Raw genomic sequence first — 16,891 nt, forward strand, 5'->3', positions numbered from 1 at the left:
GTCAGCCGGCCGTGACGACTTTGGCGGCGTTGCGCTGGACCGCGTCGTGGTAGTCCTTGACCGCTTGCAGCCGGGCGGCGTTCTTCTCTATCGCCCGCGTCTGGTACGCCACCTCGGCGGCGTACCAGACGCCCACCAGATTGGTCTCCAGCTTGCAGGCGACGTCGGCCTTGGCCGTCTCGATCTCGGCCGGCGTGGCGTGCTCGGTGTTCCACCGGGGATCGTCGTTGGCGGCCGACGGCTTGCGGTAGTCGAATCCACGCTGGCTCATGCACCGGCTCCACCGCTCGAACGTGGCGATCATCCGGCTGTGTTGCTCGGCCCGCTGATGCGCCTCGTCGGCCAGCAGTTCGACCCGGGTCTCGGGCGGCTGCTCGATACCGCCGGCCAGCGCCCGCAGCGCCTCGGCGCCGCAGCCACCCTCAGGAACCGGCAGCCCGTTGACCTTGCTCTCGCCGCGCCCCGTCCACACCGCTGTCTCCACCTCGGTCGGCTCGCGCTCCTGCCGCGGCCCCTCCTCGCCGCCGGCCGATGCCGAGTTCGCCGGGGGCAGCGGTTTGTAGCCGTGACGGGCCGCCCGGTCCGCGTCGAAGATGCCGTACCGCCGGCCGTAGCGGGGAGCGGTCGAGTCCGGCGGAACGAGGCCGATGACGGGCCAGTCCAGCCCGAGCCGGCGCATGCAGTCCCGGCCCAGCCGGTTGATCGCCAGATCGGGCACGTGCCACTTCAGCGTCACCGCCAGGTAGGCGTCCAGCGGAAGGGTGATCTCCCGCGCGTCGCCAATGGTCGGCACCGGCCCGAGCGGCGGCTCGCCGGCGGCCGAGGACGGCTCACCCTGGCATCCGCCCAGCCCGAGCAGCAGCGCCCCGGCGAGGCTCAACAACACTCTCTCTCGGCGCATCAGTCCGTCCTTCTCGAGGTGGGTCGGCGCGTGTGGGAGGCGGACCTCCCACACGCACACGACTGGCGTTGATCAGCAGGATTGGGAGCTCGAGTGGGAGCTGGCCTTGTTGTTCAGAAAGCCGAGGCTCGAGTACGACGAGCCAACGGTGGGCGTGGTCGGCTCAAGCCGCCCCAGATGCGTGACCAGGCTGCCTTCACAGCTCGAGTGCTCGTACAGGTAGATCCGGTGGGTGTGTCCGTTCCTCGAGCTGTCGGGCGAGTCGTTGATCGTGGTCGGGGTGTTGATGTACCTCTCGCCGGAGTTCTGGTAATGGGCGATCACGTTCAGCGAGGTGTCGTAGACGCCTCCGCCGAAATTGCCGAACTGGTAGACGACGAACTCGCCCGTGTTGTAGCTGCCGTCCTCGTCGGCGAGGGCGGCCGTGGCCGTGCCGCCGACCATGGCGCCTGCGGCCAACGCCACGATCGCCCCACGTTTGGCGGCTCGCGCCACGAGATCGGATACCTTCATGAGTCCTCCTTGTGTTCGGGCCCGATGTGGTCCGGGCCCGCGTGGTGTGTCCGGTGAGCCGCTCAGATCCGGTGCACTGCGGCCGCTCATCTGTCGCAAACCATGGCACCCGTGCCGGCTGTCCGGCTGGATCCGGGAGGACTCCGGACACCCGTCAGACAGGCCGACGTCAGACCAGCTCGACAGACAATCGTGGGTCTACGCGGTCCTGCTCGACCGGGTCTACGCGGTCCTGCTTGACCTGGACCGTGGCCAACTGCCCGGCCCGGCCGGCTCGGTCGAGCAGCTCCGCCGCACGCCGCCAGGTGTCCCGTGCCGCGTCCAGGTCGCCCGCATCCGCCAGTACGTCGCCGAGGTGGCCGAGGGTGACGCCCTCTTCCGGCTGGTTGTACGCCGCGCCGTTCCGGTCGCTCAGCCCCAGATGCAGGTCGAGGGCCTCGCGGCAGTAGCCGACCGCCTCCTGGTGCTGGCCGAGCTGGCTGAGGCTCCAGCCGATGCTGTTCAGCGCCCTCGCCTGCCCGGCCGGATGGTCGGCGGCCCGGTAGCCGTCCAGGGCGAGCCGGCTGTGCCGCAACACCATCTGGTGCTGGCCGGACTGGTCGAAGACCTCGGCCAGGCTGAGCTGGGTGTGCGCCTGCCCGATCCGGTCGCCGAGTTCGGCGTACCGGTCCAGCGCCAGCCGGAGGTGGGCGAGCGCCGTCTCCCCGCGGTCGAGTCGCAGGTGGACACGGGCCAGGCCGCGGTGGGCAACTGCCTGCTCCCGGCGGTCGCCGCTGCGCTGGGCGGCCCGCAACGCGGCCTCCTCCACCAACACCCAGTCGGGCCACTTCCCCGCCTGATACAGGTAGGTCGAGAGCGTCCTCGCCAACCGGTGGGTGTACAGATCGAAGCCGGCGTCCTCCTGAGCCACGACGGCCAGCAGCACCCGGTGCTCGGCGTTGAACCAGGTCAGCGCCTGTACGGTGTCCGCCACCTCCTCCGGTGACGCGCCGGCCGACGGCTCGGGTGGTTCGAGCACGGCCCGGTACGGATCCACCAGCCGAGCGGCCCGGTCGGCGGTGCGCAGATAATGGTCCAGCATCCGGTGGGTGGCCGCCCGTTGGTCTTCGGCGCTGTCCAGTTCCTCGGTCAGCTCCGCCGCGTACACCCGCAGCAGGTCGTCGCAGACGAACCGGCCGGGCCGGTGCTCGGCGAGCAGGTGCGCGTCGGTGAGGTCCCGCAGCAACCGACGCGCCTCGCGGGCCGACACCTCCGCCAGACTGGCGGCGGCCGCGGTGCCGATGTCCGGACCCGGGTGCTTGGCCAACAACCGGAACAGCCGGGCGGCCGGCGGATCCAGACCGCGGAACGACCAGGAGAACACTCGGCGCGCGTCCACCGCCTGATCGCCGCCGGCAAACGCGTCCAGACCGCGGGCCCCGGTCAGCTCGCCGGCCAGGTCGGCGAGCGGAAAGCCGGGATGGGTGGCGGCCCGCGCGGCCACGATCGCCAGGACCAGGGGCAGGCCGGTACAGGCGGCGATGATCCGATCCACGGCTTCGGGCTCGGCCCGGACGCGGTCCGGCCCGACGCGGTCCGCGAGCATGCTGCGCGACTCGGCCGGGGTGAGCAGGTCCAGTCGCAGTGGGTGGGCACCCTCCACCGCGATCAGACTGGCGAGCCGATCGCGGCTGGTCACCAGGGCCAGGCACCCCGCCGAACTGGGCAACAGCGGCCGGACCTGCTCGGCGTTGCGCGCGTTGTCCAGCACCACCAGCATCCGCTTGCCGGCGAGCAGGCTGCGGTACAGGCCGATCTGCCCGTCGAGGGTCGTCGGAATCTCCGACGGGGGCACCGCGAACGCCGCCAGGAAGCCGCGCATCGCCTCGGCAGGCGTCAATGGTGCGCCGGGACCGTAGCCGCACAGGTTGACGTGGAGATGTCCGTCCGGGAAGCGGCCCGCCGCCCGGCGCGCCCAGTGCAGAGCGAGCATGGTCTTGCCTATTCCAGCCGTCCCGCTGATCGCGGAGACCACCCCGGTGCCGCCCGGTGCGACGGCCGCCAGCGCAGTCCGATCCAGCGCTGCCAGCTCAGCCGTCCGCCCGGCGAACTGCTGCGGGGCCGCCGGCAGCTGTCGTGGTACGACCGGTCCCGGGGCGTGCCGGTCAATCTCGGTCCGGGCGCGAGCGGCCAGCCGGTCGGCGGCCAGTGCACCCTCGACCGCGCGCAGCATCCGCACGTGCCGGGTGGACCACTCGCTCAGGTCGACCGCCTCCGCCGGCAGCGGTGCCCCGGCCCGGTCGGCGTGCGCGGCGCAGGCGTTCACGAACGACGCGACGAACTCCCAGTCCGGCAGCGACCGGACGTTCAGCTTGTCGCTGATCGTGGAGCGGGGCAACGGATGCGGCAGGTTCGCGGTGAGGAACACCACTCTGTTCAGTGAGGGCTCGCCGGCTCGGCGCCGCAGCACCTTCAGCTCGTCGACGAACTGGATGATTGCCGTACGTCCGGCTATGGTCATCGGCTCGCGTCCCTCCACCATTGTGGAGGCCAGCGTCACAGTCCGGCTTCATCGAAGTCGCATCGGTTCGCTCATCGGTCCAGCTCGCCGGCCGATGACTCGGTGCGGAAGCTTCGTCGACCGGCGGGGCGTACCTGCTGTCGCGGTCACGGATCAGGTACCTGAACTGAGTGACCCGGTCACCATCGTCCACACGGTGCCCGCCGGACCAGGTAACCCAGGTTGAAGAGTTCGCCCTGCACTCGGGGGCGACCCTCGACGGCCGCGTCATCCCGCTCGACCACCCCGTCCTGGCCCGACTGGTCGGCCCACCTCGACTACCGTGCCGCCACCTGGCCGCGCACCGCCAACCCGCATCTGTTCATCCAGACGCGCACCGCGCCCGGGGCCTCCCGACGCAACTCCCGACAACCCACCAACGGACTGTCCGGACAGCCGGGCGCGACCGACGCCACAGAGCCATTCAACGACCGCCGTCCGACGAGTTGTGGCTCGACATCCGGCGAACGACCACACCGAGCAGGGTGTCGGCGCTGAAGTAGCCGGCACGCCGCGAGTCGAAGCTGCGCAGAATGTTGTCGCCGAGGATGACGAACCGGTCGGCGGGCACTCTTCCGTCGTCAGTCTCGGGCAGCGCCGGCATCTCGGAAGGCACCGGTTCCCCCGGAAGGGCGACGGCTCGCTTCACCAGCCAGGGCGGGTTTTCCGGCATCGGCAGCCCTCGGGCCGGTGACTCGATGACGACCAGTTGGCCCCGGCGGACACGACGCAGCGGCACTCGGCGGACCAGGACCCGGTCTCCGGGGCGCAGGGTCGGCAACATGCTTTCTCCGGACACGGTGACCACCACGAAGGTGCGGCGCAGCAGCAGGACGGCGACGGCGACGGCGACAGCGATGCCGATGCCGATGCCGAGCCAGGGGACGCTCACCTCACCACCACGGCCCAACCGTCATCGAGCTCGTCGCGGCACCGGTCGAGGCGTACCACATGGCCGAGGTCGGGCACGGAGCCCCGCGGCCCGACCGTGGCGGCGGTTGGTGTCACGTCAGGCACTGGCACCGACGGTGGACAGGTCGGGTATCGCGGAGCCGCTGGCGAGTACCACGCCGGCGCTGTCGACCAGCGCGAACGCCGGGTACGCGTCAACGCGGAACGCCGTGGGCAACTCGCCGGTCGGCAACTGCCGTACGACCCGCGCCACCGGCGTGAGTTCGTCGAGATAGGGCATCACCTCGCCGTCGCCGTCGTCGCCGACCACCACGGCGAGCACCCGGTCGCGGCCACCCGGGTGCTCCCGCGCCCGCCCGGCGAACACCGGTCGCTTGGCGGTACACGGCTGGCAGCCGAGCGAGAAGAAGCCGACCAGCAGCAGGCCGTCGTGCTCGGCACTCGAGACCGGTGTGCCGTCGACGGCCGTCGCGGCGTACGCCCCGACCGACCGGCCCGGGCCGAGCATGTTGCGGCCGGCACGGGCGTCGTCACCCAGTTGGTCGAGGATCGTGGTGTGCTCGCGCAGCCGCCGGACCACGCCGAGGGTGAACACCAGGTTGACGAGGGCCACCACCGCGATCAGGACGGTGAAGGGCACCAGAATATTCATGCGGCTCCTCGGGATGACGCTGACGGATGGGCCGGGATGCCGGCCCGGGCGTGCAGAGGCCGTCCAGATGGACGGCGGCCGCGCCGGCCATCACGGCCACCGGCGCTTCCCAGGTGCGGCGGGAAGACCGGCACTGGCCACCGCGATTGGCACACCGCCTGGGCGATCAGCAGCACCACGTGCCACACCGGACGGCCAACGTCGCGCGGTTGCTTCGTGGTGCCGAATCAGACGTGGTCTCGCCCGAACCGCGCCGCAGTGCCAGCGCGACGGCCCGCAGGCCGGTCGGCAGGCGGCGGCGTGGGGCTCGGAAGGGCACCCTCAGCGCGATCATGTGTTTGAGAGCGATCAGCAGTACTGCGATGGGTATCCGCAGCCGGAGCAGGTCGTGCTGGTGCAGTTGCAGTTGGTACAGCAACGCCGGCAGCCGCCGAAGCCAGGGCTGACGCACGAGGTGTAGTAGCAGTCGTTACACGGGCAGGCGCCCGCCGTGGTCTTCGGCACGAATGCCGTAACCAGCCGATCGGCCAGGCTTCCCAGCATCTTCGTCATGGCCGTTCTCCTCTCCGCCGCATCCCCGGGCCGCGGCCCCGTGAGCGCATCCGACGTGCTGATATCGATATGGAATTCGCTATCCGTGGTCCGAGTGATTCTGATCGTGACCCTACCGATCTTCCTGGTGATGACGGTAGGCGTTCGCCCGTCCGCGTTCGTACGAATCCGTTCGGGTTTTCCGGACGATTTCGAACGGTCCCGAACGACACGACGGCTTCTCAACGAGGTCGTCGATCGGGTTTACTCAATTCCTGATCACCTCTGTTCTCCCATAAGGAGTTTTCATGCGGCACATCGGTTCGCTCGGCGATCGGTTGCTCAGCTTGTTCGTACCCAAGACCGTCGCGGCCGCCTGCGCGGTCGGATGCAGTTACACCAGCTCGGGTTGTGGGCCGGGCAAGGTGCGGCAGTGCTGCACCGACTCCACCTGCCGGACCACATGTGGCGGCTGTTTCGTCAACTAGTCGTTTGCCGTCGCGTTGCTGTCGGCGCCGTGCTCGGGACGGCGCCGACGTGACCGTCGGCGCCGTCCGGCGGTCGCGGGTGTTCACTGTGAGGCTCCCATCCGTGGGCGGGGCCACCCGGTGGACTCCGGAGGCCGGCGTGGCCGAACCACACGAGGTCGTAGGCTTCCCGTACCGACCGACCTGTGCGGGCCGTCGGTCAACCGAAATGGTCACCGACCGCGCGAGGCCGTCATTCCGGCGGCTCGTTCTGATAGCCCGCGGCCTGCATGTTGAACAGGCGGGCGTACAACCCGCGGGCTGTCATCAGTGTGAGGTGATCGCCCTGTTCCGCCACCTGGCCGTCAGAGAGGACGACGATGTGTTCGGCGTCGCGGACAGCGCTGAGTCGGTGCGAGATCAGCAGGCTGGTCTGCCCGTCGCGGTACTTACGCAACGACGAGTAGATCTGGTATTCGGCCTCGGCGTCCAGTCCGGCCGAGGGTTCGTCGAGGATCATTAGGTCGCGTCGGTCGCGTAGGAACGCACGGGCCAGCGCGAGCCGCTGCCACTGGCCCCCCGAGAGCACCACTCCGGTCTCGGGGTTGCCCTTCTCGGATTCCATGAAGAAGATCCGGGACAGCAGGGTCCGGTATCCGTGCGGCAATGCCGTCAACGTGTCATGGATACCGGCGTGCCGAGCTGCCTTCTCGATACGTGCCAGGTCGTCGAGGCTCTCGAGGTCGCCGACTCCGACGTTTTCCGCCGCTGTCATGTCGTAGTGCATGTAGTCCTGGAAGACAGCGCTGATCCTGCGGCGTAGATCCGCCACGTCCACCGTCCGGATGTCCACACCATCCCAGGTGATCGACCCCCGGGTAGGGTCGTAGAAGCGGCAGAGCAGCTTCACCAGGGTGGACTTTCCGGCGCCGTTCAACCCCACCAGGCCGAGCGCCTGGCCGTGTGGGATGTACAGGTCGACGCCGCGCAGTACCCAGGGATGCTCGTCGGAGTAACGGAACCACACGTCACGCAACTCGACGCCCCGGCGCAGTACCGGCAGATGCTGCGGCACGTCAGCCCCGGGAAGGTCCGGCCCGGTGGTGGTCACGGTGAGATAGTGGTCGAACAGCAGAAGCGCCTGGTGGGAACGGGCGACGTCGCCCGCGATGGAGGTCAGGGCCGCCTGTACGCCCGCGACTGCGGCGATGAAGATGGCGATGTCGCCGACGGTGAGCCCGCCCTCCTGGGCGGCACGGACCGCCCACAGCAGACCGGCGCCGGACACCACCGTCGCGATCAGGCTCAACCCGGCCTGTACGACGACCTCGTGCCGATCGACCGCCCGCTTCGCCGAGTTGGTGGTTCGGCGATCAGCCAACATGCGGCCACGCAGGAACGGCCCGATTCCGAACAGCCGCACCTCCTTGGCGGCCTCGACGCTGGACAACAGTTGGGCGTAGAACAGTTCCCGCCGCTCGGCCGGCCCGATGTCCCAGAACATCCGGGCCCGTCGGCGGGATAGCGTGATCTCGCCGGCCAGCGTCGGAATTCCGCCGACGAGAACCAGTCCGGCCATGATCGGACTGAGCAGAAGCAGCGAGCCAAGGAACCCGGAGAGCGTGATCGCCGACCGGACGACGCCGAGAAGCCCCTCCACGGTCTGGTTGGGTGCCATCTCGCCTGCCCGCTGAGCCAGGCGCATCCGGTCCAGGAAGTGCGGATCCTCGAACCGCGGCAGTCCGACGAAACGGTCGACCGCGGTGTACAGGCGGTCCTGGGCCAACAGTCCGACGGATCGTTCCAGCTCACCCCGGAGGTATTGGGCGAGGTGCGGAACCGTCCCGGCGACGATCCCGACCGCGGCGAGACCGGCACCGAGCGCGATCACCATGGACAGTTCGGTGTCGTTGACGAGCCGGTCCAGTACGAGCTTGGTGAGCCAGGCGGCAGCCACCGGCACGATCCCCGCGGTGAGCGTCAGCGCGGCGCACCCCGCGAGCACACCGGGCGCCGCCTTCGCGGCCAACAGCAGGGCGGCAGTCAGCCGCCGCGTCGTGCCGTAAGCCGCGGCGGGTGGGCCGGCGGGCGAGGCACCGCTCGAGCGGTCGCTCCATGCCTGGGTGGTGCCCTCGCCGTCATCTGGCGGAGCAACGTCGGAGGACCCGTTCATGCCGATGCCGGTTCGGGCCCCTTTGGGCGCGGCCTGTCGGCCGTCATGACAACACGGCCGCAGCGGATCGACTTGACGGACGACAGCGTCGGAAGGCCTGGAAGCTGTCCAACTCGCTGGCCATGTTGCGTCTCTCCCGTCCAGGAGTCAGCGTCCGGTGCCCACCCACGTGGGTGGGCCAGAACCGGTTCGTCAGATCAGATTTCTGGAGTAACCGTGCCCTCGCCCGAATGACCGGACAAGACCCCCGGACGAAGCCGGACGATCTCGAACGTTGTCGGCACCCAGGTTGGACGGTAGGGCGCTGATGCCTTCTCGAGTCGGTAGACATGTCGAACCTCGGATGCCGGTCGAGATTCAGATCGCTCGGGCGAGTCCGGTGAACGCCGCGGCGAGGCGACAGAACTCCGCCCGGGCCCGCGCCGAGGATCACCAGGTCGAACTGTTCGGTTACCTCGCTCCTGGTCGAGTCCTGTTCAGCCAGTCGGTGAGGAAAGGGACCGTGTCGCTGAGGGTGTCGACTCGGTGGTGTGCGCCGGTCAGTTCCTCGGCAGGGTGTGTGGTGCGGACGGCAATGACCGTCATGCCGGCAGCCCGGCCTGCTTCGATGCCGGCGGGAGCGTCCTCGATCACCAGGCAGTTCGCCGCGGGGGTGTCGAGAAGGTGAGCCGCACGCAGGTAGCCTTCCGGGTCCGGCTTGCCGCGCCGGACCTGGCCGCTGTCGACCAGGACGGGAGGATCCGGTAGCCCGCCCGCGCGCAGCCGCTGCATCACGGTCGGGGTCCGGCCCGACGTGACCACACCCCACCGGTGACCGTCGAGCAGGCTCAGCACGGCGGGGACGTAGGGGTAGACGGGAAAGGCGTCGCCTTCGGCGGCCATGATTTCTCGAACGAGGCGGTACTCGCCGGCAGCATCCAGGTGCGGGGCCACCACCCTAATGGTGTCGACAGGCCGGCGGCCGTGGGTGTGGGACCAGACGAGGTCCGGGTCGAGGTGGCGGAGCGTCGCCCACCGGCTCCAGATCCGACGGTATGCCGGATAGGAGTCGACCAGCACGCCGTCGACGTCGAACAACACCGCGGCTCGAACGGGCATCACGTGGCCGCGCTGTGCAGCAGGCTGACGGTGGCGGCGGCCCGATCGGCGATGTCGTGGAGCAGGCGGGCGGCAGGGAGGACCTCGTGGACGAGGTTCACGGACTGGCCCGCGTACAGGGCCATGGCGGTCAGGTCACCGGTCATCCCGGGCAGCGGCATCAGGTCCTCGTATCGATGACGACTCCTGCCAGACGCGTCGACGGCGACGACCTCACCTTCGCCGGGTCGCAGTGGTGCTGGCGGCGAGCCGGCCGCCAGCCAGTGCTGGAGGGTCGTGTTGCGCAGCGCTCGGTGCGGGGCGTTCGGCCAGCCGCCGTCGAAGCAGGTGGTGTGCACGGTGTCCGTGCCGGCGGCGGCGATCAGGTGCTGTCGGTACACCTCGTGGGTGGCGGCTTCCGCGGCGGCCAGGAAGCGGGTGCCGAGCATGGCGCCCTGGGCGCCGAGCGCGAGCACCGCCGCGACGCCGCGCCCGTCCGCGATTCCTCCCGCGGCCACCACCGGCACCGGATCGACCGCATCGACGACGGCTGGCACCAGGGACATGGTGGTCGTGCCGCCGCGGACGTGGCCGCCCGCCTCCCAGCCTTGGGCCACGACGACGTCCACCCCGGCCGTGACGGCGTGCACGGCTTCGGCGACGTCACCGACCGTGTGCAGGTGCAACGCGCCGGCCCGGTGGATACGGCCGTGCACCGGCGACGGGTCTCCCCAGAAGGTGGAGATGATCGGCAGCTTCTCCTCCAGGCACACGGTGAGCAGATCGTCCACCGGGAAGTCGAGAACCAGGTTCGCGCCGAACGGGCGGGTGGTGAGCTCCCGGGTCCGCCGGATGCTCCGCCGTGCCTCATCGGGACTCTGCCACGTCAGCGCCAGCATGCCGAGACCACCGGCCTCCGACACCGCCGCCACCAGGTCCGGTCCCGCCGCAGAACCCACGGGCGCCTGAACGACCGGCAGGTCAACGCCCAACCGGTCACACAACGCAGTGCGTAATCTCCTCACGAAGCCACCCCGATCGCTTCGGAAATCGAATCAACGCACCGGACGGTACTGTATCGGAGATCGAAGCATCAAGAGGGGCGGCACAGGCGATGACGGCACCCCGGCCGGGCCAGCCGGTACGTGGATCGAGCACCGGACGGCCTCTCATGGCCGCCCTCGACCTGTTCGGGCGTCGCTGGAACCTGCGCATCGTCTGGGAGTTGCAGCACGGGCCGGTCGGCTTCCGCGCGTTGCAGCAGCGTTGCGACAACATGTCCTCCAGCGTCCTGCGGCAACGGCTGACCGAACTAGTTGACGCCCGCCTCGTCGCTCAGCAGCCGGACACGGCCTACGCGCTCACCGACCTCGGCCGCGGCGCCTACCAAGCACTGCGCCCGCTCGTCCGCTGGACCGACGCGTGGGCCTCGGCCCTGAGCGAGGACGGCAAGGGCTGAATCGCGAAGCACCGCCCTCTGGCGCTTCGGAAGCCGAATCGCTACCGTGCTTCTGGATCCGAAGCATCCGGAGGGTGGCCATGGCTCGTATCCCGGCGCTCGAACCGCCGTTCACGCCGGACGTGGGGGCACAACTCGCCACGATGATGCCGGCCGGCATGCGGCGCGTCAGCCCGCACACCTGCGCGCGCTGCGGCTACGAATATGGGTGGGGCGTCCACGTGATGGTCTTCGCCGACCGATCCGGACTCACGCCGGCCGAGATCACCTCGCTCACCTGTGGATCCCCTGATGATCCGTGCTGGACGACCGGCCGCGAAGCCATGATGATCCGGATGGTGGATGCCCTGCACGACTCGTCCGACGTCAACGACGAGCTGCGGCGGGGCGCGCGGGAATTGGTCGACGAGCGCTTCGCCGACGTCACGGCCGGCTGATGGTCGGCCCACCAGTGACGGTGGTGAACGCCTGTACCCGCTATGGCCAAGGCGGCAGTCCCACCGCAGTCGTGATCGAGGACGCCACGCTCACCGACGACACCCGGCACGCCATTGCTCGTAGGACCGACACCTCCCATACCGCCTTCATCGACACCAGCGCAGCGGATACGCCCGGGGTGCGTTTCTTCACCAGCGCCGGGGAACTCACGAACTGCGGCCATGGCATCATCGCCGCGCAAGCCGTCCTGCTGCACCGCAGCGGCGCCACGAAGCACCACGGCCGCCAGCGCAGCGGAGACCGCACCTTCGCCACGACCGCCATCCAGCGCCACGACGGCATCGAGGTCTGGTTCGACCAAGGCGTCATCGCCCTGACGGACCACGCCGACAGAACCGGCGGTGGCATCATCGCGGCCCTCGGCCTGGAACGAGCGGACATCGCCGCCGACGTACGGGTCGCCTCGCCCGGCACGCCACGACTCCTCGTCCCCCTTCGGGATCGCCGGACGCTGCTGTCCATGCGGCCCGACTTCGTCCGGCTGGCAACCGAGTGTCGCCGACTCGGGTACCTCGGCTGCTTCATCTACACGCTGTCACCGACCGCGAGAACGGGCACCGCCCGGATGTTCGCCCCAGCGATCGGCGTCGCCGAGGACATCGCGAACGCCAACAGTGTCGGCTGCCTCGCCGCCCACCTGCTCGACACATCCGGCAACGGCGAAATCGAAATACACCAGGGCGACACGCTCCAAAGCCCATCGTCGGTTCTCGCCAGCGCGACGTACACCGGATCCGGCATCGTCGCCAGAATCGGCGGGTTGGTTGACCTCGGCCCGCCCGTCGATCTCGGCTGAAACGGGCATCAATCACCGGGCGCGGGTAGCGGCGACCTCTTCGCTCGGATCGAGCGAACGAGCCCATTCAATGGGACCGGCTCCGTAGTCGGAGGTTGTCTGCGAATGGATTACCACTGGCGAACAACAGACTGTTGAAACCGTCGCTACTCTGCACCACGGCCGTACTGAGCACGACCGCCCTGGTAGGCACATCGCCGGCGCTCGGCGCCGAAGCCGCACAGCAGCCGGACCTGCCACCGGCACTCGCTCCGATGACCGCGATGTACGAGACGGTCGACTGCGATCCCGGCGGCACCACCGCCACGGATGCGGCGCTGGCAGCTAAGGAGCTACGGGGCTTCGGTGTCGAAGGAGACGATCTCGCGGATCACCGACAAGGTGGTCGAGGAGATGACCGGCTGGTCCCACCGACCCCTCGACGAGATCTATGCGGCGGTGTTCGTTGACGTGATCGTGGTCAAGGTCAGGGATGGGCAGGTCGCGAACCGGCCGTTCTACGCCGCGATCGGGGTCACCCTCGACGGCGAGGAGCCAGCGGTCACGGAGTCAGCAGTCGGAACGTGGCGGTGCCGGTGGAGGCGAGGTACGGATCGAGTACGACGGTCCAGGTGCCGGTGACGCCGAGCGTGTAGTCACCGTAGGTCGGGCCGGCGTTCATGGCGAAGACACCGACCTGGTGGCCGCTGGGCGAATAGAGACGCATGCTAGCGCTGCCCGTACCCCAGCTCGAAGCGCCGACGTCCAGGGTGATGTGTTGCCCACTGACACCGGCGAAGGTGTAGGCGGCGTTCTGACCTCGGGAGCTGATGGTGACACCGGTGGAGGTACCGGGGGTGAGCGTCCCGCCGATGATGTCGGTGGCGAGCGTGAACGTGGCGGTGCCGGTGGAGGCGAGGTACGGATCGAGTACGACGGTCCAGGTGCCGGTGACGCCGAGCGTGTAGTCACCGTAGGTCGGGCTGGCATTCATGGCGAAGACACCGACCTGGTGACCGCTGGGCGAATAGAGACGCATGCTAGCGCTGCCCGTACCCCAGCTCGAAGCGCCGACGTCCAGGGTGATGTGTTGCCCACTGACACCGGCGAAGGTGTAGGCGGCGTTCTGACCTCGGGAGCTGATGGTGACACCGGTGGAGGTACCGGGGGTGAGCGTCCCGCCGATGATGTCGGTGGCGAGCGTGAACGTGGCGGTGCCGGTAGAGGCGAGGTACGGATCGAGTACGACGGTCCAGGTGCCGGTGACGCCGAGCGTGTAGTCACCGTAGGTCGGGCTGGCATTCATGGCGAAGACACCGACCTGATGGCCGCTGGGCGAATAGAGACGCATGCTAGCGCTGCCCGTACCCCAGCTCGAAGCGCCGACGTCCAGGGTGATGTGTTGCCCACTGACGCCAGCGAAACTGTAGGACACGGATTCTCCGATGACGGCGATCGTGGCCGTCGTGGCGACGCCCGACGTGAGCGGAATCGGGTCGGCTGCCGGGCGCGCGACTGGCGGGGGTACGGCGTTGGCTGGCCCGGCGAGGGCCAGCGCGGCCAGCGCCGAGGACAAGGTGAGCACGATGAGACGGCGCAACATTCGCTGCTTCTCCCTGTGTGAGGATCGGTGCGGGACGAGCTGCGGGCCGGCTGGAGCACTCGCTAGTGGCGTTGAAGACGTTCACCGAAAGACCCGATCACCCATTGTGCGTAGCCGACTACAGATCTGGGCACCCGTCGAGTGGCCGGGTTCTCCGCCCGATCGGGTCACCGCCCTGGGCTCGGATCCCGGCAGGCCCAGCCGGCCGGGCGCTGTTGCGTTACGGGATCAAGGGCCATGCCGAACCCCTTACGGGTCCGGCGGTCAGATCGCCTGGGCCAGCTCGGTAAACGCGGCAGCGACCCTCTTCGCTGGCGGGGTGTCGACGGTGAGTTCGTAGTGGCCGCGTCGTAGGTTCTGCATGACCGGATCGTGGGCAGGTCGACCACCGCTCGAGATCCGGACGGCTGACCTGCCGACGCAGGACCGCAACCTCATGACGCAGCACAGGATCTCGAACTGGAGAACATCGATCTTTGCCCTCGCTGTCGTCGCAACATGCCTGGTCGTCGGGCTGGTTGTCTATGCCCGGTCCAGCGGTCCGGACGGCGCCGCCTCGCCCGAGGCGGTGGTCGCCGACTACGTGACGGCCCTTCGCGACAAGAACTGCGGAAGGCTGGCTGATATAGCGGATCCGGAGAACGATTCGGCGACAGAAATCAACCGGCGGATCAGCGAACTTGGCGGTGATCGCCTTGTCATCTCGGATCGACGGTTCGACGAGACAGCGTCCGCCGCCGAGGTGCGGGTGACCCTGTCCGGGCAGTCGGACGCGTCACCATACTCTGATGTTATCTGGCTTCGTCGCATCGACGACGCGTGGTTCGTCGCACTGGGACCTCATCAGAACTCGAACCCGAAAGGCACGTTATGAGAATTGGAAGGTTTTCTTCCTGGTCTTGGTGACGCCGGCGGTGCGTAGAGCGCCGATGGCGGCGTTGCGTAGGCGGCCATGACTTGTGGTCCGGTCCCGGTGCGAATCTGGGAGCGGTCTTCGTCGTAGGTGACGTCTCGCACCCAAGTGGACGTCGTTCTCGATCGACCAGTGGCCGCGGATCCATTGGGCCAGTTGGCCGGGGCTGGTCTGGCGCGCGCTCCGGCCGTGGCCGCGGTCGGATTCGCGGGTGGCGTCGGGGACGGCCGGGTGGCCAGCCAGCCGCTGACGACGGCGCTGAGTAAGCCCGGGTACCGAGCATGCCGATTGAACCGCGTGGACGAGGTTTCGGCAGGGACAACGTCGGTAGGGTCCGCCTTTCGTACGGGGTGCGGAACGTGCCCGTGCGGCTACGATGAGAGATCCGTTGGTGTCGATGTAATTTGAGATCGATCGATGACCGTTACCCGAGCGGACGATGCGTCCGCTGTCCTGCCCGACCCCAGTCGGGCTCGTACGCTCGACGAGCTCGTCGCGGGACTGCGGTCCTTGAAGGTGTGGGCAGGTAACCCGTCCTACGAATGGATCACCAGCCAGGTCAACAACGCGTGGCGGGCCGCCGGTCGCCCGGCCAGCGAGTTGACCAAGCGACCCACGGTCGTGGACTGCTTCAAGCCCGGTCGGCGACGACTGAACACCGACCTCGTCACCGCGGTCGTGCAGGCACTGCACCCGGACGAGGGATATGTGCACCAGTGGCGCCAAGCGCTACGGGTGGTCGGCGGGGAGGCCCAGGCAGCCACGGTGGTACGAGTCCAGGACCGGCTCCCACCCGACCTGGCTGGGTTCACCGGCCGTGCCACCGAACTCGACCAACTCCGCCACGCCCTCAGCCAGGGCCAACGCAACAACGGCACGATGGCGATCTCGGCGATCGAGGGGATGGCCGGTGTCGGCAAGACCCAACTCGCCGTCCACGCCGGGCACCTCCTCATCCGGGAACACCGCTTCGATCGGGCGCTCTTCGTCGACCTGCGCGGATTTCACCCTGACCCCGCTCGGCCTCCCGCAGACCCGGCCGCGGTCCTGGACGGCTTCCTGCGCCTGCTCGGCGTACCGGCCCAGCAGATCCCCCACGATCTCCACGCCCGCACCGCGACCTACCGGGAACATCTCGCCGGCAGCCGTACCCTGATCGTGCTGGACAACGCCGCCGACGTCGACCAGGTCCGGCCGCTGCTTCCCGAGGTTCCCGGCTGTTTCACCCTGATCACCAGCCGGCGGATCCTGTCCGACCTGCACGCAGCCACGCACCTGGCGGTCGAGGTGTTCGCTGCGGACGAGGCCGTCGACTACCTTGCCCAGGCCGCCAGCCACATCCCCATGGGCGACGATCCCGCCGCGGCCGCCCGCATCGCGCGGCGCTGCGGCTACCTGCCGCTGGCCCTCGACCTGACCGCCGGACACATGCGGGCCACACCGGGCTGGACACTCACCGATCATGCCGACCGGCTCGACGAACGCCACCACCAACGACGCCTGGACACCGGCGTCGAACTCGCCCTCGACCTCTCCTACCATCACCTGCCCGCCGACCAGCGCCGGCTGCTGCGGCTGCTGGCGCTGCACCCGGGACAGGACAGTGACGCCTACGCCGCAGCCGCCCTGACCGACGCCGACCTCGACACCACCCTCGCCCAGTTGGACCACCTGTGCCACGACCATCTCCTGCAGCAGTCTGCCTCGGGCCGGTACGCCTTCCACGACCTCGTCCGGGCATACGCCACCACCCGCGCCCACGACGAGGTCCGCCCGTCCGACCGTCGCGCAGCCCTGACCCGCCTGTTCGACCATTATCTGGCCACAGCCGCCGCCGCGATGAAGGCCCTCTACCCCGCCCAGGCGCACCTGCGACCC

At 69.0% G+C, this 16,891-nt stretch carries 16 protein-coding genes and 1 pseudogene; 7 read left to right on the forward strand and 10 right to left on the reverse strand.

Going from position 1 to position 16,891, the window contains the following annotated elements:
- Window position 1: 1 nt before the first annotated feature.
- The 6 genes from I0C86_RS07605 to I0C86_RS07630 all read right to left on the reverse strand — a co-directional run bounded on the left by I0C86_RS07605 (window position 2) and on the right by I0C86_RS07630 (window position 5,968).
- Window positions 2-901 carry a hypothetical protein gene (locus I0C86_RS07605; protein ID WP_196200500.1) on the reverse strand — a complete coding sequence of 300 codons (900 nt, stop codon included), beginning with the start codon at window positions 899-901 and terminating at the stop codon, window positions 2-4.
- A 72-nt stretch (window positions 902-973) separates the two neighbouring features.
- Complete coding sequence (locus I0C86_RS07610) at window positions 974-1,414, reverse strand: hypothetical protein (protein WP_196200501.1); 441 nt, start codon at window positions 1,412-1,414, stop codon at window positions 974-976.
- Window positions 1,415-1,583: 169 nt separating this feature from the next.
- Window positions 1,584-3,914, reverse strand: a complete 2,331-nt coding sequence (locus tag I0C86_RS07615) for an ATP-binding protein (RefSeq protein ID WP_196200502.1) — start codon at window positions 3,912-3,914, stop codon at window positions 1,584-1,586.
- Window positions 3,915-4,377: 463 nt separating this feature from the next.
- Window positions 4,378-4,845 (reverse strand): S26 family signal peptidase, encoded by a 468-nt coding sequence (locus I0C86_RS07620; RefSeq protein WP_196200503.1) that lies wholly within the window; start codon window positions 4,843-4,845, stop codon window positions 4,378-4,380.
- A 117-nt stretch (window positions 4,846-4,962) separates the two neighbouring features.
- Complete coding sequence (locus I0C86_RS07625; RefSeq protein ID WP_196200504.1) at window positions 4,963-5,517, reverse strand: TlpA disulfide reductase family protein; 555 nt, start codon at window positions 5,515-5,517, stop codon at window positions 4,963-4,965.
- A gap of 166 nt (window positions 5,518-5,683) precedes the next feature.
- Entirely contained in the window at window positions 5,684-5,968 is a 285-nt protein-coding gene (locus I0C86_RS07630) for a hypothetical protein (RefSeq protein WP_196200505.1), read from the reverse strand.
- Between the two features lie 388 nt (window positions 5,969-6,356).
- Here I0C86_RS07630 and I0C86_RS07635 point away from each other — a divergent pair, with 388 nt between their 5' ends.
- Window positions 6,357-6,536: a hypothetical protein gene (locus tag I0C86_RS07635; RefSeq protein WP_196200506.1), complete on the forward strand. Its 180-nt coding sequence runs from the start codon at window positions 6,357-6,359 to the stop codon at window positions 6,534-6,536.
- Window positions 6,537-6,768: 232 nt separating this feature from the next.
- Here I0C86_RS07635 and I0C86_RS07640 read toward each other — a convergent pair whose 3' ends face one another.
- The 3 genes from I0C86_RS07640 to I0C86_RS07650 all read right to left on the reverse strand — a co-directional run bounded on the left by I0C86_RS07640 (window position 6,769) and on the right by I0C86_RS07650 (window position 10,790).
- A complete protein-coding gene (locus I0C86_RS07640; protein ID WP_196200507.1) occupies window positions 6,769-8,688 on the reverse strand; it encodes an ABC transporter ATP-binding protein in 1,920 nt (639 codons plus the stop codon).
- A gap of 450 nt (window positions 8,689-9,138) precedes the next feature.
- Window positions 9,139-9,786: an HAD-IA family hydrolase gene (locus I0C86_RS07645; RefSeq protein WP_230393744.1), complete on the reverse strand. Its 648-nt coding sequence runs from the start codon at window positions 9,784-9,786 to the stop codon at window positions 9,139-9,141.
- Window positions 9,786-10,790 carry an NAD(P)H-dependent flavin oxidoreductase gene (locus tag I0C86_RS07650; protein ID WP_196200509.1) on the reverse strand — a complete coding sequence of 335 codons (1,005 nt, stop codon included), beginning with the start codon at window positions 10,788-10,790 and terminating at the stop codon, window positions 9,786-9,788. Before I0C86_RS07650 ends, I0C86_RS07645 begins: the two co-directional genes overlap by 1 nt.
- Before the next feature lie 146 nt (window positions 10,791-10,936).
- Between I0C86_RS07650 and I0C86_RS07655 the strand changes: the two genes are divergently transcribed.
- The 4 genes and pseudogenes from I0C86_RS07655 to I0C86_RS07670 form a co-directional block, all read left to right on the forward strand.
- A complete protein-coding gene (locus I0C86_RS07655) occupies window positions 10,937-11,224 on the forward strand; it encodes a winged helix-turn-helix transcriptional regulator (RefSeq protein ID WP_230393735.1) in 288 nt (95 codons plus the stop codon).
- Between the two features lie 80 nt (window positions 11,225-11,304).
- Window positions 11,305-11,661 (forward strand): hypothetical protein, encoded by a 357-nt coding sequence (locus I0C86_RS07660; RefSeq protein ID WP_196200511.1) that lies wholly within the window; start codon window positions 11,305-11,307, stop codon window positions 11,659-11,661.
- A 14-nt stretch (window positions 11,662-11,675) separates the two neighbouring features.
- Window positions 11,676-12,518 (forward strand): PhzF family phenazine biosynthesis protein, encoded by an 843-nt coding sequence (locus I0C86_RS07665; RefSeq protein ID WP_323373517.1) that lies wholly within the window; start codon window positions 11,676-11,678, stop codon window positions 12,516-12,518.
- 333 nt (window positions 12,519-12,851) lie between these two features.
- Window positions 12,852-13,052: pseudogene (locus tag I0C86_RS07670) on the forward strand (transposase); the annotation flags it as partial.
- 7 nt (window positions 13,053-13,059) lie between these two features.
- Here the strand turns inward: I0C86_RS07670 and I0C86_RS07675 are convergent.
- Complete coding sequence (locus tag I0C86_RS07675) at window positions 13,060-14,100, reverse strand: autotransporter outer membrane beta-barrel domain-containing protein (protein WP_196200512.1); 1,041 nt, start codon at window positions 14,098-14,100, stop codon at window positions 13,060-13,062.
- Between the two features lie 361 nt (window positions 14,101-14,461).
- Here I0C86_RS07675 and I0C86_RS07685 point away from each other — a divergent pair, with 361 nt between their 5' ends.
- Window positions 14,462-14,974: a hypothetical protein gene (locus tag I0C86_RS07685; RefSeq protein ID WP_196200513.1), complete on the forward strand. Its 513-nt coding sequence runs from the start codon at window positions 14,462-14,464 to the stop codon at window positions 14,972-14,974.
- 456 nt (window positions 14,975-15,430) lie between these two features.
- On the forward strand, window positions 15,431-16,891 hold a 1,461-nt coding region (locus I0C86_RS07690), incomplete at its 3' end, for an NB-ARC domain-containing protein (protein WP_230393736.1).

Origin of the sequence: Plantactinospora alkalitolerans, assembly GCF_015690345.1 — a bacterium.
Lineage (GTDB): Bacteria > Actinomycetota > Actinomycetes > Mycobacteriales > Micromonosporaceae > Plantactinospora > Plantactinospora alkalitolerans.

Bases quoted from the DNA above. Each gene is read 5' to 3' on its own strand.
- I0C86_RS07605 (WP_196200500.1), bottom strand. From the start codon at position 901: ATGCGCCGAGAGAGAGTGTTGTTGAGCCTCGCCGGGGCGCTGCTGCTC.
- I0C86_RS07610 (WP_196200501.1), bottom strand. From the start codon at position 1,414: ATGAAGGTATCCGATCTCGTGGCGCGAGCCGCCAAACGTGGGGCGATC.
- I0C86_RS07615 (WP_196200502.1), bottom strand. From the start codon at position 3,914: ATGACCATAGCCGGACGTACGGCAATCATCCAGTTCGTCGACGAGCTG.
- I0C86_RS07625 (WP_196200504.1), bottom strand. From the start codon at position 5,517: ATGAATATTCTGGTGCCCTTCACCGTCCTGATCGCGGTGGTGGCCCTC.
- I0C86_RS07635 (WP_196200506.1), top strand. From the start codon at position 6,357: ATGCGGCACATCGGTTCGCTCGGCGATCGGTTGCTCAGCTTGTTCGTA.
- I0C86_RS07640 (WP_196200507.1), bottom strand. From the start codon at position 8,688: ATGAACGGGTCCTCCGACGTTGCTCCGCCAGATGACGGCGAGGGCACC.
- I0C86_RS07645 (WP_230393744.1), bottom strand. From the start codon at position 9,786: ATGCCCGTTCGAGCCGCGGTGTTGTTCGACGTCGACGGCGTGCTGGTC.
- I0C86_RS07655 (WP_230393735.1), top strand. From the start codon at position 10,937: ATGGCCGCCCTCGACCTGTTCGGGCGTCGCTGGAACCTGCGCATCGTC.
- I0C86_RS07660 (WP_196200511.1), top strand. From the start codon at position 11,305: ATGGCTCGTATCCCGGCGCTCGAACCGCCGTTCACGCCGGACGTGGGG.
- I0C86_RS07675 (WP_196200512.1), bottom strand. From the start codon at position 14,100: ATGTTGCGCCGTCTCATCGTGCTCACCTTGTCCTCGGCGCTGGCCGCG.
- I0C86_RS07685 (WP_196200513.1), top strand. From the start codon at position 14,462: ATGACCGGATCGTGGGCAGGTCGACCACCGCTCGAGATCCGGACGGCT.